Annotated in this window: 13 protein-coding genes and 3 pseudogenes; 9 read left to right on the top strand and 7 right to left on the bottom strand. The window is 70.7% G+C overall.

Annotation, left to right across the window (positions count from 1 at the left end; translation table 11 throughout):
• Positions 1–97: 97 nt before the first annotated feature.
• A complete protein-coding gene (locus RM704_RS07055) occupies positions 98–1033 on the bottom strand; it encodes a LysR family transcriptional regulator (protein ID WP_033532079.1) in 936 nt (311 codons plus the stop codon).
• A gap of 116 nt (positions 1034–1149) precedes the next feature.
• Here RM704_RS07055 and RM704_RS07050 point away from each other — a divergent pair, with 116 nt between their 5' ends.
• From RM704_RS07050 to RM704_RS07030, 5 genes and pseudogenes are all read left to right on the top strand, one after another.
• Positions 1150–2169, top strand: a complete 1020-nt coding sequence (locus tag RM704_RS07050) for a helix-turn-helix domain-containing protein (protein ID WP_063774542.1) — start codon at positions 1150–1152, stop codon at positions 2167–2169.
• Positions 2170–2522: 353 nt separating this feature from the next.
• Complete coding sequence (locus tag RM704_RS07045) at positions 2523–2942, top strand: hypothetical protein (RefSeq protein ID WP_033532080.1); 420 nt, start codon at positions 2523–2525, stop codon at positions 2940–2942.
• A gap of 124 nt (positions 2943–3066) precedes the next feature.
• On the top strand, positions 3067–3309 hold the full coding sequence (locus tag RM704_RS07040; protein ID WP_052146534.1) for a hypothetical protein: 243 nt from the start codon (positions 3067–3069) through the stop codon (positions 3307–3309).
• A gap of 4 nt (positions 3310–3313) precedes the next feature.
• Positions 3314–3555: pseudogene (locus RM704_RS45515) on the top strand (transposase); the annotation flags it as partial.
• A gap of 364 nt (positions 3556–3919) precedes the next feature.
• On the top strand, positions 3920–5170 hold the full coding sequence (locus RM704_RS07030; protein WP_033532081.1) for a PP2C family protein-serine/threonine phosphatase: 1251 nt from the start codon (positions 3920–3922) through the stop codon (positions 5168–5170).
• Between the two features lie 388 nt (positions 5171–5558).
• On the opposite strand, the gene RM704_RS07025 is transcribed toward RM704_RS07030, so the two are convergent.
• Positions 5559–5744, bottom strand: coding sequence for a hypothetical protein (locus tag RM704_RS07025; protein ID WP_033532082.1), 186 nt, complete (start codon positions 5742–5744; stop codon positions 5559–5561).
• Between RM704_RS07025 and RM704_RS07020 the strand changes: the two are divergent.
• A pseudogene (locus RM704_RS07020) lies at positions 5713–5808 on the top strand (SDR family oxidoreductase); the annotation flags it as partial. The gene RM704_RS07025 and the pseudogene RM704_RS07020 sit on opposite strands and share 32 nt — an antisense overlap.
• A gap of 170 nt (positions 5809–5978) precedes the next feature.
• Here RM704_RS07020 and RM704_RS07015 read toward each other — a convergent pair.
• From RM704_RS07015 to RM704_RS07005, 3 genes are all read right to left on the bottom strand, one after another.
• Entirely contained in the window at positions 5979–6461 is a 483-nt protein-coding gene (locus tag RM704_RS07015; RefSeq protein WP_033532083.1) for a hypothetical protein, read from the bottom strand.
• Positions 6458–8317: a glycoside hydrolase family 15 protein gene (locus RM704_RS07010; RefSeq protein WP_078937514.1), complete on the bottom strand. Its 1860-nt coding sequence runs from the start codon at positions 8315–8317 to the stop codon at positions 6458–6460. The genes RM704_RS07015 and RM704_RS07010 overlap by 4 nt, the downstream gene beginning before the upstream one ends.
• Before the next feature lie 374 nt (positions 8318–8691).
• Positions 8692–9129, bottom strand: a complete 438-nt coding sequence (locus RM704_RS07005) for a membrane protein (RefSeq protein ID WP_033532085.1) — start codon at positions 9127–9129, stop codon at positions 8692–8694.
• Between the two features lie 83 nt (positions 9130–9212).
• Here RM704_RS07005 and RM704_RS07000 point away from each other — a divergent pair, with 83 nt between their 5' ends.
• The gene (locus RM704_RS07000; RefSeq protein ID WP_033532086.1) at positions 9213–9896 is read left to right on the top strand and encodes a helix-turn-helix transcriptional regulator; all 684 of its coding nucleotides are present in this window, start codon (positions 9213–9215) and stop codon (positions 9894–9896) included.
• Positions 9897–10561: 665 nt separating this feature from the next.
• Here RM704_RS07000 and RM704_RS06995 read toward each other — a convergent pair.
• The gene (locus RM704_RS06995; RefSeq protein ID WP_033532087.1) at positions 10562–11782 is read right to left on the bottom strand and encodes an alpha/beta hydrolase family protein; all 1221 of its coding nucleotides are present in this window, start codon (positions 11780–11782) and stop codon (positions 10562–10564) included.
• A 167-nt stretch (positions 11783–11949) separates the two neighbouring features.
• Between RM704_RS06995 and RM704_RS06990 the strand changes: the two genes are divergently transcribed.
• Both RM704_RS06990 and RM704_RS06985 read left to right on the top strand, forming a co-directional pair.
• Positions 11950–12306, top strand: coding sequence for a PadR family transcriptional regulator (locus RM704_RS06990; RefSeq protein WP_033532088.1), 357 nt, complete (start codon positions 11950–11952; stop codon positions 12304–12306).
• Complete coding sequence (locus tag RM704_RS06985) at positions 12303–13247, top strand: hypothetical protein (RefSeq protein ID WP_052146535.1); 945 nt, start codon at positions 12303–12305, stop codon at positions 13245–13247. The genes RM704_RS06990 and RM704_RS06985 overlap by 4 nt, the downstream gene beginning before the upstream one ends.
• A 58-nt stretch (positions 13248–13305) precedes the next feature.
• Here the strand turns inward: RM704_RS06985 and RM704_RS06980 are convergent.
• Positions 13306–13531 (bottom strand): annotated as a pseudogene (locus RM704_RS06980) (IS5/IS1182 family transposase); the annotation flags it as partial.
• Positions 13532–13534 lie beyond the last annotated feature (3 nt).

The following is a 13534-nucleotide window of genomic DNA, read 5'->3' as shown; positions in this document are numbered from 1 at the left end:
AAAACATGGGTTCCCTTTCGGCCAGGTCCTGGGAAACCGCCGAGACGGGCCTCGGCCGGGGCACTCCACGTCGTGCGGAGATCCGTTGAAACACCCCCTAGGGGCGCTGAGCCTGTCGAAGGATGTGGTGGGCCGCCTCGCGCAGGGCGGTCACGGTCGGTCCGTCGCGATGGTCGGGGAGCCAGGCGAGTTCGGCCGTCGACACTCCCAGCTCGGGGCAGTGCACGTAGGTGACGCCGGTTCGCGGATAGAGGTGGCGGGCCGCGGAGGGCAGGAAGGCGATCGCCTGTTTCTGGGTGACGGCGAAGACCATGGCCTCGGTGTCCCTGATGACGGGACCGTAGCGGACCGGCGTGCCGTCGGGGCGCGGGTTGACGGTGAGGTGGTCCCACCACGCGCGAGGCACTTCCGGAGGCATGTCGACCACGGTGCGGTCGGCGAGGTCGGCCAGGGTGACGGCCTCCCGGCCTGCGAGGGGGTCGTCGGCGGGCAGGCAGACCACCCGGGTCTCGGTGGCCAGACGCAGGGACTGGATCCCGCCGGGCAGAGGGCCGCGAAGGAACGCGGCGTCGACCTCCCCGGCGAGCAGGGCGCCGAACATGTCGACGAAGGTCAGGTTGCGGACCTCGATCTCCAGGTCGGGGTGCCGTTCGCGGAGGTGGGCGAGGACGGCATGCGCGTAGGGCATGGTCGCTTCGGCGCCGAGGCTGCCGATCAGCAGACGCCCCCGCGCCGTTCCGGCGTGGCGGTCGGCGGTCTTCCGTAATCGGGCCATGGCGTCGACCACCGCCCGCGCCTCCTCGGCGAGGGCCTGGCCGGCCGGGGTGAGCCGCGTTCCGCGCCCGCCGCGCGCCACGAGCGTGACACCGAGCCGCTGTTCCAGCGACCTGATCTGCTGGCTGAACGCGGGCTGGGTGACGTACACCCGTGCCGCGGCCCGTCCGAAGTGGAGCTCCTCGGCGAGAACGAGGAAGAGCCGGAGCTGGTGCAGGCTGGGCTCTCGGACACCACCAGCGCCGCGACCAGGGCTCATGGAGAAAAGGCTATAGACACGAATCCGATCCTCTTCTCGCTCTCGGCTTCTCCGCACCGATCATCTGCGTCACGATCACGGGAGTTGTTCCCGGGACATGAGCGGCGGGGAGCCACGTGCTTCGCATCCACTTCGGTTGGCGCGACCTGGAGAACGTACGCCTGGCTCAACAGCCTGACCCCCTCTGGGAGTTGATGTGCGCCGTCTGCCGTCTGCAAACGGACCAGGGCCCGTTGGAATTCGGACACTGGCGCCAGCGGTCCACCCACCTTCTGTCGCGGGACAGCCGCGCCGACGCCGCCCTGCACACGCTGTGCACCTTCATTCCGGCCACCGGGTACATCCCCGACTTCCTGACGCCTCCGGTCACGGGTGAGTACCTGGACGCGGCGCTCGAACGGGTCCGCACCACCCCCCGGGAACGGCTGGTGGCGGAACTCTCCCGGCTGGCCTTGTCGCGGCCGTTGCCGGGATGGGTACGGGGCCCGCACGAACGGCCCACCCCCACACTGCTCCTGGTCGCGGACGCCCTGCGGGACTCCTTCCGGGTGCTCCTGGAACCGTACTGGCGGCAGGTGCGCTCGGCGGTGGGCGACGATGTCGCCGTCCGCGCGCGGGCCACGCTCGGCGGAGGCACCGGGGCTCTCCTCGCGGGGCTGCACCCGTTCGCCCGATGGAACCCTCCGTACCTGGACGTCGACTACCCCGTCGAGCGGGAACTGCGCCTGGAAGGGCGCGGACTGACGCTCGTGCCGTCGTACTTCTGCTGGCGGAGACCTACGGCGCTCGCCGACCCCGGCCTCGATCCGGTCCTCGTCTACCCGGTCGCGAAGCGGCCGTTCGACAACGCGCTCACCGGCGAGGAAGGGCTGGAGAGGCTGCTGGGCCGGACGAGGAGCGCGGTCCTCGTCGAGGTGGCCGGTTACCGCACGCGCACGACGACCGATGTGGCCCAGGCGCTCGGTCTGGCACCGGCCAGTGCGAGCTATCAGATCGGGGTCCTGCGCGGGGCGGGACTGATCGTCAGCCGCCGTGCCGGCAAACGGGTCGAGCACTCGGCGACACCATTGGCCCATGGACTGCTGTCCGGCAGCGGGTCGCCCCTGCCGGGGGAAGCGATGTTCCGCTCCGGGTAGGCGTCCGTTCCGTTCCCGACGAAGTCCCCGCGGGCCGGGCCGGCCGACGTGCGCTCGAGGTGGACTGCCTCGACGGCCCCGTGAGCTGGGGGAGTCCCGTGCCCGGTCCCGCAGCGCGGACAGCAGGCAGCACTCACCCGATCTCGTCCAGGGCCAGGTGATCTCCTCGGCCGGCCGCGGCAGGACGGACGCCAGTTCCGCTTCCGCCTGCCCGGCGACGGCGCTGCCCCCCTTCTGCAGCGCCAAGGTGCCCCTGACTCACCGTTTGGGCAGCTTCCGGTCTGGCGGGCACCTGACCATGTCGTTCAACGGCGGGGATCGAACGGAACACGTACCCGCAGCGTCTGAGGTGCATGAAGGTATCGCGCCACATCGCCGTCCTGCTTATGAGTGCCGGGTTGCTGCTCTCAGGGTGCTCGTCATCGTCCGACGACCGGGGTGACAACTCCACCGGCCCGACCCTGCCCGCCCGTACTGCCACCGAGGGCAAGTGGCAGGAAGGGCCGGCAGATCCCGAGCAGCACAAGCCTTACCCCTACGACATCTACACACACTGCGGGATCAAATGGGTGAGGTTCGACGGCCGTTGGTGGGTCTTGGACTCCGTGTTCACCGGTGCCGAGCAGGTCAAGGGGGAGCCGCACTCGCAGGACAGCCAGAGGCTCGCCGGCTACATGACTCTGATCGGCCCGGATACTGCCAATTTCGACGCCGCCGGGATGCCCACGATGCAATTCGTACCGACCAAGGATGAGCCGGGGGGCTGTGCCTAGGTCTGCGTGACAGATGATCACCGACCGTGTGCGTGCTTGGTCCCATTGCCTTGCCGTCCTGGCACCGGCCGGTGATCCTGGTCAGGTGCCAGGACAGGGGAGAAGAAGGCGGCGGCAAGAGAACATGCGGCAACGGCTTGATGCTCGCACCGCGCCGGACGCCGGCCAGTGGGAAGTCGTCGTCGAGACTCCGGACCAGGCGGAGACGCGTACGCGGTTGCGCCGTCTTCGGGAGGCAGGAGTCGACGGGTCGATGATCCGGATCGACACGCTGTGCGGGCGCCTCGGGCTGCCGACCACGTACCGGCTGAGCCTTTTCGTGACGGACCCCGGGCGGGAGTTCGCGCACGAGCACCCTGATCATTGAGCTTGTGGCAGGTCGAGGTGAGTGATGGATGCGGCGGGGGAGCGAATGGAGCTCCTGGTGCCGCGGGCGGATGGACGTGGTCGTCCGTGGAGTGATCACCGGCAGGTGGTCAACGGGGTGCTGGGGCGGCTGCGGACCGGGGCTCCGTGGCGCGGTCTGCCCGAGCGGTACTGACTCTGGCAGACCGTCTACGAGTGGTTCGCCCGCTGGGAAGCGGACGGGATCCGGGCGAACCCGCTGCGGCGCCGGGAATCGTCGTGGCAGCTCTGATCCTGTTGCTCCGCGAACCCGCCGAGTGATCGTTGGTCATACAGACCCTGGCGGTCTTCGCGCGCACCGGGGCCGGCGTGAGTGTCCTGAGCGGATGCTGCTCGGCAGGGCGCCGCCCGGCCCTCCGCCACCGCCCCGAGCGAGTAGGGCCGGCTGCATGCGGGACGGGACACCTCCGTGCCTCCGCGCTGTGCCTTCGGGTGTGGATGTCCGCGTCGGGGTTACATGTGGTGACGAACGTCCATTTCGGGCTTCTCGTCCCGTCTGCCGACGGCAAGGACCTCTCGGGGCGGTGGGTGGCGGGCGGGTGCGAGTGGCCCCTGTCCGACAGGTTGACAGCATGGCTTCGCTCGAGGACTCGGCCCACATGCTCCACGCTTTGCTGCGGGCCAGCCACCTGTCCGCGTTCGAGGAACTGCCCGCCCTGGTGACCCGCCATGCAGCCGAGGTCGGGCTGCGGCGGGCGCGTATCTACGTGGCGGACATCCAGGAACTGGTGCTGCGGGAGGCCACCGGGCAGGGGCTGGACGCCGGAGCGGGCGGGCGGGAGCTGCGGGTCGACGCCACGCTGGCGGGCCGGGTCTTCCGCGACGGGCAGCCGTACTCCGCGCAGCTCGAGGGCCGGACGCAGCACTGGTTGCCGGTGCTGGACGGCACCGAACGCCTCGGTGTCCTGCGTATCGAAACCGACGATGAACCGGACGAGCCCACGCGGACGGCGATGGAAGGCCTGGCTTCGCTGGTGGGCCTGCTGCTCGTCTCCAAGCGACACCACAGCGACTCCTACGCCCGACTCACTCGTGTCAGTCCGATGACGGTGTCCGCGGAGATGCAGTGGACCCTGATGCCACCCCGGACGTTCGCGAACCGGCGGGTGACCATCGCCGCGACGATGGAACCCGCCTACGCCACCGCCGGTGACGCCTTCGACTACGCCCTGGCCGGCGACACCGCTCACCTCGCCGTCTTCGACGCCATGGGACACGACACCTCGGCCGGACTGACCGCGAACCTCGCCATGGCCACCTGCCGCAACCAGCGGCGCCAGGGCAACAGCCTCGCCGAAGCCCGTGACGCCATCGAAGCCACCCTGCTCGAACAGTTCGCCCACACCCGCTACGCCACCGCGGTCCTGGCCGACCTCGGCCTCACCACCGGTGTCCTGAGCTGGATCAACTGCGGTCACCACCCACCCGTCCTGATCCGCGGCCGACGCTGGAGCACCCACCTGGCCTGCACGCCAACCCACCCGGTCGGCACCGACCTCGGCCTTCCCGTGACCCTCTGCCGCGAGCAGTTGGAGCCCGGCGACCAACTGCTGCTCTACACCGACGGCATCATCGAAGCCCGTGACGCCAAAGGGCGCCAGTTCGGCCGCGACCGCTTCGTCGACTTCATCATCCGCCACCAGGCCGACGGCCTGCCGGCCCCGGAAACCCTGCGCCGCCTTGTGCGGGCCGTGCTCGAACACCACGACGGGCACCTCAACGACGACGCCACCGTCCTGCTCTGCGAATGGCACGGTGCACCGGAAGCAGCCCCACCCACTGAGAACCACGGCACGTCCGAGCCGGCGTCGCCGATGATCTGACTGAGCTGAGTGGGAGAACCATCCGGCGGGGTATGGAGGCAGGCGCCGCCGATCTCGGAGGCCTGGCTTCGGCACCAGACGGAGGTGGCGCAGCTCGGCTTCGGTGCCCGCTACCGACAACGAGGCTGTTGATCAGCAGCAGGCGCCCCAGCGGAGCTGGAGCGTGCGGCGAGCGAGGAGGAACTCGAAGCGTGGGAGCGGGTCTGGATCAGGCCGGGGCCCCACCCGCGACGGAACGCCGCCGTCTCCTCCTCTTCCTGTGGGAGGCGGCGCCGCCGACCCCCGCGATTCGTGCACGGCGCACCAGTGCTCCTGCGCACGGCCGGTGTCCGGCCTGTGTCCGGTCCCGTCCACCACCACGGCGCACACCGGCGGCCGACGCCGCACCTCATGCTTTGCCCGAGGAGCCGGTGAGCAATTGTCCGAGCACGCAGAGCGGAGCGGTGGATGCCAGTCTGGGGGTGGCGGCCTCGCCGTCCAGCTGATCTTTCTCTCCGGGGTGCCGCCTGCGGAGCTGGGCTCGGACGACGTCGACGATGCCGGCCGCGTACTCCGCGGCCAAGGGCGGGCTCATCGTGCTCGCTCGTGGCGCTGCCATGGAGTGGGCGCCCCGCAACATCCGCGTCAATGTGGTGGCGCGGCGCCGTCCCTCCCGTGGACGGAGGCTACACAGCGTTCCGTTCTGAAACCGGTCGTCACCCGCCGCCGGCCAGCGACGTGTGAGGTCCGGCGGCCGGTCCTGAGTCCGCTTGCGTCTCCGGGCGACGCGCGACCAAGCGCATCAGAGGGGCACCATCGTGCGTGACCGTCAGGCGTCGAGTGACGTGAATCCTCCGACGATCGCGCCGTAGCCGATGTGGGCGCAGACAGTGACCAGGGGTGTGCTCGGTCCGTAGTTGAGCATCAGGAATCCAGGCGGTTCCAGCAGCGCTGTCCGTGGGGCGCTGGTCTGCGGGCTGCCCATGCGCGGGTGGACGAGGGGCAGCAGGATGCTGACCAGTGCGGTGCCGGCGAACAGGCCGTGGGCGAGTCCGAACAGGGCGCCCAGCCACCAGCCTGTCTGGTCGATGGCCACGAAGACGGCGAAGTAGACGAACGCGAAGATCTGGCCGTTGAGGAAGTGCATCAGGTAGCCGATGGCCTTGGCGCGGGTGCGGTTGACGGTGACTGCCGTGCCGAGCAGGAACGGCAGGTCCATGCGGGTCAGGCGCAGCTCGCTGGCGGCCCGCAGTGCGGTCGTCAGTGCCAGGGTGCCGACGAAGGCGCCCGCGGCGGTTCCCCACGCGTTCACCGTGTTGCGTCCCTGCTTGCGGCGGTGATGGCGCAGGCGGCGCTGATCAGTGCCAGGTGGCTGAGACCCTGGGGCAGGTTGCCCAGGAAGTCGCCGGTGGCGGGGTCGATCTCCTCGCTGTAGAGGCCGACGTCGTTGGCGAGGTCGATCAGGTCGTCCATGAGCTCGATGGCCTGCGGGAGGTGGCCGGTGCGGGCGAGGGCTTCGGCGAGCCAGAAGGAGCAGGCGAGGAAGGCGCCTTCGCCGCCCGCGAGGCCGTCTTCCCCCGAGTACCGGTCGACGTAGGGCCCGTGCCCCAACTGGCGGGCCAGGGTGGTGATCGTGGCCCGCATGCGGTGATGATCGCCACCGTATCCGTAGAGGTGGCCCAGCAGAACGGCGGCGTCCAGGTCGTCGCCGTCGGCGGCGCGAACGTAGCTGTTGCGGCGGGGTGAGAAGCAGCGGGTATCGATGAACGCGGTGATCGCGTCGCGTGCGCTGTGCCAGCGGGGCAGGTGCCGGTCGGGGATCAGGCCGCGTTCGGCGAGGTCGGAAGCGCGGTCGAGCGCCACCCAGCACATCATCTTCGACTGGGTGAAGTGTCGAGGAGCGCTGCGGACCTCCCAGATGCCCGCGTCCGGTTGCTGCCATGCGGCGCAGACGAGGTCGGCGAGCTCCGCCAGGCGGCGTGCGACGTCCGCGTCCAGCCCTCCCATGGCCTGGGCGTAGAGCCAGGCGGTTTGCATCAGCTCGCCGTAGGTGTCCAGCTGGACCTGCCCCACGGCGGCATTGCCGACACGGACGGGACCCGAGCCGCGGTAGCCCTCCCAGGGCAGGGTCTTCTCCGGGGTGCGGTGGCTTCCGTCCAACCGGTACAGCACGTTCAGGGCCGGGTGCGTGAGCTGGGAGGCGTGCATGAGCCACCAGAAGTAGGCGTGCGCCTCCGCCGGACAGCCGAGCCGCAGGAAGGCGGCCAGGGTGAAGGCGGAGTCGCGCACCCAGGAGAAGCGGTAGTCCCAGTTGCGCTCGCCGCCGATCTCCTCCGGCAGCGAGGTCGTCACTGCCGCCGCGACCGCACCGGAAGGGGCGTAGACCAGCAGCTTCAGCACCAGCAGGCTGCGCATCACCGCCTGATGCCACCGCCCGGTGTACAGGCGGTCGTGCGCCCAGCTCTGCCAGGCCGTACGTGTTGCGTCCAGGCGTGCCTCGCCCTCGGAGCGGGTGGGCAGGACGAGGGGCTCCTGATGGGCGAAGGGCATGGCCAGCAGTGCTCGCCGGCCTCCGACGAGCTCGAAGCGGCCCCTGACGGAGTCCCCGTCGCACACGGGCTCGCCCGCCTCCCAGGCACAGACCGCCAGTGCGTCGCGTCCGGCTGTCGCCACCGGGAAACCGTCCCGCCGGGCGAGCCGGGTAGGCCGGATGCCGTAGCCGATGCGAGGCTGCACGCTCCAGGCCAAGGGCACTGAACCCGACAAGCCGTCCACGCGTCGCAGCAGCTCCCGCATCGGGGTGAGCGTGGTGTCGTCGTGGAGGGTGAGTGCGTCGGTGACCCGCACGGTGCCACCAGCGGTGACGAAGGTCGTCTCCAGGACGTTGGTGCCGGGCACGTAGCGGCGCTCGGCCCGGTAGGGCACTGACGGTGCGAGCGCGAACCGGCCGCCGCGGACGGCGTCCAGCACGGCGCCGAACACCGCCGGCGAGTCCAGGTCGGGCAACCCCAGCCAGTCAATCGCCCCGTCCCGGGCGACGAGAGCTGCTGTGCGGCCGTCACCGATCACCGCGTACTCCCGCAGCGGGACGTACCCGGCCAGGCGCACACCCCTGGCCGACAGGTCTGGGTCGGTTCCTGTTTCCGCCCGACCGTTACTGCTTCCCATGACACAACCTTCCCCCGCGGGCTGCTGACCCGCATGGGCCGCACAGCCCAACGGCTTGGGGCGGGCGCGTCACGGCACACAGGCGCGTGGTGAGCCGTCTGCGGAACGGTTGGACTGGGCGGTCGTAGCCGCCGCACCTGGATCCTCGTACGAGCGGCAGGACGGGAGGGAGCTGATCCCCTCCGGGTCTTCCGGCCGCCCGGTGGCCAGCCTCTCCATCGGTGCTCGGCGGTGGATGTGCTGCTCGGCTGCTGGGGACCGCAGTCGCCACCGCAGTCGGTGCGACACTGAACTCCGCCCGCGCCCCGGCAGGCCAGGCGGGTGGGCCGATGGGGCCCACCCGCCTCTCCGCCTTCTACGGCTGCTGCTTGCCGTCAGTGCGACGGCCGCTTGCCGTGATAGCGCTGGGCGAGCCTGGCCAGAGCCACCGCGCCGAGCAGGAGGCCGAAGTCGCGCAGCGCGATGTCGTAGTGTCCGGGGATGGTCAGCAGGCTGATGATGATGCCGGCGAGCCATCCGGCGACCAGCCAGCCCCCGAAGCGCGGGGCCAGGGCGACGGCGAGGCCGGCCACGATCTCGATGACACCCACGGCGTACATGGCCGCCTGGGCGCTGCCCGGGACGATGTCGTTGATCCACGGCGCGAGGTAGGTGGGCCAGTCCACGAGCAGGTTCGTGAACTTGTCCAGCCCGAACAGGATCGGTGCCACGGTGAACCCGGTGCGCAGGATGACGAACGCCTGGTAGCCGGGATCGGTGAGCGCGGCCCGTCGCGGGGCGAGGGACGTGGCGGTAGTGGTTGGAGACGACATGACGCCCTCCTTCTATCGAGAACTCTTATTAGCAATAGAAGTACGCGAACCTTCTTTAGTCAATGCCTGTGTGTTTTACACTGGTGTTCGTGGACGACTCGAAGGAAGCAGCAGCACCCAGCACCGATGTCTCCGCCGTGGCCGCGCTCGACGAGCCGACCCGCAGGAGGCTCTACGACCACGTCGCGCGCCAGACGGGGCCGGTCAGCCGCGACGAAGCCGCCGAAGCCCTCGGCCTCGCCCGGCCGACCGCGGCCTTCCACTTGGACCGCTTGGCCGAGGAATCACTCCTCGACGTCGTCTACGAGCGGCGCAGCGGACGCACCGGCCCGGGAGCCGGTCGGCCCGCGAAGCTCTACAAGCGCTCCAGCAGGGAGGTCACCGTCAGCCTGCCGGAGCGGCACTACGAACTCGCCGGACGGCTCCTCGCCCAGGCCCTGGAGGAATCCGAGGTCACCGGCGAACCGGTGCGGACCGTCCTGCAGCGAAAGGCACACGAGCTGGGCAGACAGCTCGCCGGACCGAGGCAGACGGGTGTCTTCGCCCTGCTGGAAGGCAACGGGTTCGAACCCCGCTACGACGGTGACGCCATCGTCCTGGGCAACTGCCCCTTCCACGCGCTCGCCCGCGACCACACGCAGACCGTGTGCGGCATGAACCTGCACCTGCTGCGCGGCGTGCTGGAAGGACTCGACGGAGAAGGGCTCCAGGCGTGCCTGCAGCCCAGCCCTGGCCACTGCTGCGTCCGCCTGCAGCCTGCTTCCTGACCGCCCACAGCCCACAAGGGCGGGCGGCCCCTGGCGGTCCCGGTGCTCCCGGACAGCCGCGGCAGATCGAACGCGACGAAGTGAGCCGGCCGCTCGCCCGCGGCCCGCACCGCCCCGGCGCCGCGACGCTGAAGCCGGTTCTGCGCGACTCGAAGGCGGGCCGTCCCGTGACGTGCCGGGCTGTATCCCCGGCGGGCGAAGTGGGTCGGCGCCGCGCGACCATGGCCCGCACGCTCCTGCTGCCGGACCACTGTTGGCACCGGCGCACTGGATCAGCCTGCGGCGGCTCGCCGTGCTGAGTTGCACCGGCGCCTTGGCCCGAACCGCGGCAACCCATGGACACCATCAGTCGCCGACCCCGGCCAGGCAGGCAGGCAGGCGGGCAGGCGCGGCAGTCCCTTCATGTGAGGGGGCTGCGTTGTCCCCGGGGTGTCCATACCGCCGCTTGCCTGATGGCTGGAGTGCGTCTTCTCCGCCTTGCCGAAACGAAGTCGGCATTGCGACTCGGGCCCGTGGGCAGGTTGGGCAAGGGCGTGGCGTGGCTTCCAGGGGTGATCACCGAAACCGTGAGGGACCGCGTTGTGGACCACAGTGGGGCCCGGTACTGCGGTCCCGGGTACTCCGGGTACTCCGGGTACTCCGGGTGCTACGGGTAGTCCGGGTACTCAGGGGAGGAACGTCACTGCCGGGAAGGCTTGGGACGGCCCGTCGAGCAGGTGCTCCCGACGGTGGCGCAGGTGCTCGTCGAAGAACGCGAGCGGGTAAGCCTGCTGGATCTTCACCGCCTGGTCGGGATCGAGAGTGCCGATCACGTCCTGAAGCTGCTGCGCGCTCCATCCGAACAGCTTCGCCACCTGGGGGAACAGTGCCTCGTTGTCGCCGTACGAGACGTGGGCGGCGCCCTGGGCCTGGATGTTCAGCCGCCAGCCCCGCAGGTGCGACCAGAACGCGGCGACCTCGGGATCCGTGGCTCGGGTGAACTCGGCGGACATCATCATGAACGGCCGGTCCAGGTCGCCGGCCAGCGGCGGGTTCATCCGCATCGGGCCGTCGAGGCTCAGCCCGGCCCGGATGCGCTCGTCCGCGAGCGTGGCGCAGGCGGTGGCTGTCCCGCCCTTCGACCAGCCGAACGCGCCGATGCGCCGCGGGTCGAGGGAGCCGAGCAGTCCGGCCGGCAGCTCCCGCTGGGCGACGTCCGGATTGCACCCGGCGGCGAGCTGCTCGACGCAGTCGAGGACGAAGCGCAGGTCCGCGGCGAAGTCCCCGGGCAGCGTCGGTGCTCTCCGGTCGCGGAGCGGGACGGCGACCCGGCCGTCGGGGAACTCGGTGTACGTGTCGTACTGGTGAGCCACCGTCACAGCCGCGTACCCGTGGCTGGCGAGCTCCTGGACCATGACGGTGTGGTCGCCCTGGTGGCTGTGCGCGCCGTGCGAGAACACGACCACAGGCAGCCGCTTGCCCGGCCGCAGTACCGGAGCGCCCACGTGGCCAGCGGTGAGCGGCGTGAGAGGGACCAGGGCGCTGAGCCCGGCGTCGGTGAGGAACGGCTGAAGGGCACCCGTCGGCATCCAGGGCGCCACCGGGTAGCGCTCGACATTCCGGGCGGGGTACCAGACGGTGGCCATCAGCTCGCGGAAGTGCCCGGGGCCCGCGATGTCGTCCGGACGCGACCGGTCGACAAGGTGCAGCTGGACCGTGCCCACCGGGTGCGGCCCGGTCGGCACGGGCAGCAGGAGCCGCGTTGCGACGGGAGCGGCCGCGGCCGGCTGGCCCCACGCGGGGCCGGCGACGGCGGTGAGCGGCATGGCGGCCCCGGCCGCCAGCGCGGTTCCCAGCATGCGGCGGCGCTTCATGCCCTTCCGGCTGATGAACGGTGTGGTGGTCATGGGGCCCTCCCGTGGTGACGGATCGTCAAGGTGCCGCGACGGGCAGTCCGTGGGCACAGGGGAACGCTGTCACGTGCCCTCCCGCACGGCATCGGCCCACGGATGTACACCCGTGGGCCGATGAGTCGATCGACAATATATGTCGGTCGCTGATATATATAGGTGGCATGAATGAGCGACCGCTTCAGGAGCCGACGCTGCTCCTGCTCACTGCCCTGGCCGACGAGCCCAGGCACGGCTATGGACTGATTCAGGAGATCGACGCGATCTCCCAGGGCCGTGTGCGGATGCGCACCGGCACTCTCTACGGCGCGCTGGACCGGCTGGTCCAGCAGGGCCTGATCCGGGTCGAGCGCGAGGAGGTCGTGGACGGTCGGGCGCGCAAGGTCTACGCCCTGGCCGAGGCCGGCCGGGACGTGCTGGCCGCCGAGACGGAGCGGCTGCGCGCTGTCGTCGCCGAGGCGGAGCGTCGACTGGCCGCCCGTCGCGCCCCCGCCATCCGCCCGAAGGGGGCCCTGGCATGACGCAGCAGCACAGCTCACTCGCGTTCCGCTGGGCGCTGCGCCTCCACCCGGCCGCCTACCGCGCTGCGCACGAAGCCGAGTTGACCGCGATCTATGCCGAGGCGACGCAGGATGCCGGCCCGCTCGGTCGGCTGCGCGAGGCACTCGACGTCGCCGGCCATGGCCTGCGGCGCCGCACCGGCCTGAGCTCCGACCGGATGGCGGGTCAGGTCCTGGCGCAGGCGGCCCCGCTGGCTGTCGCCGTGGCGACGGGTAGCTTCGTGGCGGGCCTGTTGTGGCTCTTCGCCCCCGGCGTCCGGACGTTGCCGGCGTCCTCGGCCCCGAATGTGCTGAGCATGGCCAACACGGGCCTCACGCCGCTGCTCTGGCTGGCGGCGCTCGCGGCTGTCTGGGGCGGGCGCTGGACCGTGGCCCGTGCTCTGGTCGTGCCGGCGATGGTGCTGTCCCTGGCCGACGTCCTGCTGGCCGCGCTCGCCTCCTCCGGCTTCCACGGCACCCCCTCGATCGCAGTGATCCGACTGGCCGTGCCGCTGCTCACCGGAGTCGTGTTGCTCGCCGCACCCAGGGATCTGCTCGGCACGTCCCTGTCACAACGCCGCACGATCATGGGAACCACCGTGCTGGCGGCTGTCCTCATGTCGGGCGTGCAACTCGTCGAGACGTACTACCCCTTTGTGCTGGGCGTTCTCAGCGTCATCGGCCCGCTGTGGGCCGGGGTCCTGTGGGCCGGGGTCCTCGTGATCGCCCTGCTCTTCGGCACACGTGACCGTTTGACCGTCGCGGGCGCGGCGGTGGCCGTGCTGCCCACCACGCTGCAGGTGACGGTCCAGCTCACCCCCGCGGGCGTGATTGTGCTGCTCCTGGTCCTGCTCAGCAGCACAGTGCCCTTCCTCCGCGCGCGCCGGCGCAACTTCCAGGCAACCCCGCCGAGCGCGTCGTAGCTGGCTCCGGGACCCCGGGCCGCTCCCCGGATCGGCCCGGGGAAGCAAGCCGCGCGATCGCGAGCTTGTCGGTTCGTGTGGCCAGGCCGCGCCACGGTACGAGGCGGTTGATGCACCGCTCGACGGTGTCGCGCTGCTTGTGGACCTCCGCGTCGAAGGCGGGCGGACGGCCGCCCAGCCGGCCTCGCCGCAGGCCGTGGCCGCCCTGATCGGAGGGGCGCGGGCGGGACAACCGCACGGATGCCCTGACGTCGCAGGTGGCTGCGGATGGCGCGGGAGGAGTGTCT

This window comes from Streptomyces gottesmaniae, from assembly GCF_031845845.1.
Lineage (GTDB): Bacteria > Actinomycetota > Actinomycetes > Streptomycetales > Streptomycetaceae > Streptomyces > Streptomyces akebiae.
This window is presented reverse-complemented; position numbering and strand designations above follow the sequence as displayed.

Excerpts from the sequence above, each read along its gene's own strand:
- RM704_RS07055 (WP_033532079.1), bottom strand. The coding sequence starts at position 1,033 with ATGAGCCCTGGTCGCGGCGCTGGTGGTGTCCGAGAGCCCAGCCTGCAC.
- RM704_RS07045 (WP_033532080.1), top strand. The coding sequence starts at position 2,523 with ATGAAGGTATCGCGCCACATCGCCGTCCTGCTTATGAGTGCCGGGTTG.
- RM704_RS07040 (WP_052146534.1), top strand. The coding sequence starts at position 3,067 with ATGCGGCAACGGCTTGATGCTCGCACCGCGCCGGACGCCGGCCAGTGG.
- RM704_RS07030 (WP_033532081.1), top strand. The coding sequence starts at position 3,920 with ATGGCTTCGCTCGAGGACTCGGCCCACATGCTCCACGCTTTGCTGCGG.
- RM704_RS07025 (WP_033532082.1), bottom strand. The coding sequence starts at position 5,744 with ATGAGCCCGCCCTTGGCCGCGGAGTACGCGGCCGGCATCGTCGACGTC.
- RM704_RS07010 (WP_078937514.1), bottom strand. The coding sequence starts at position 8,317 with ATGGGAAGCAGTAACGGTCGGGCGGAAACAGGAACCGACCCAGACCTG.
- RM704_RS07005 (WP_033532085.1), bottom strand. The coding sequence starts at position 9,129 with ATGTCGTCTCCAACCACTACCGCCACGTCCCTCGCCCCGCGACGGGCC.
- RM704_RS06995 (WP_033532087.1), bottom strand. The coding sequence starts at position 11,782 with ATGACCACCACACCGTTCATCAGCCGGAAGGGCATGAAGCGCCGCCGC.
- RM704_RS06990 (WP_033532088.1), top strand. The coding sequence starts at position 11,950 with ATGAATGAGCGACCGCTTCAGGAGCCGACGCTGCTCCTGCTCACTGCC.
- RM704_RS06985 (WP_052146535.1), top strand. The coding sequence starts at position 12,303 with ATGACGCAGCAGCACAGCTCACTCGCGTTCCGCTGGGCGCTGCGCCTC.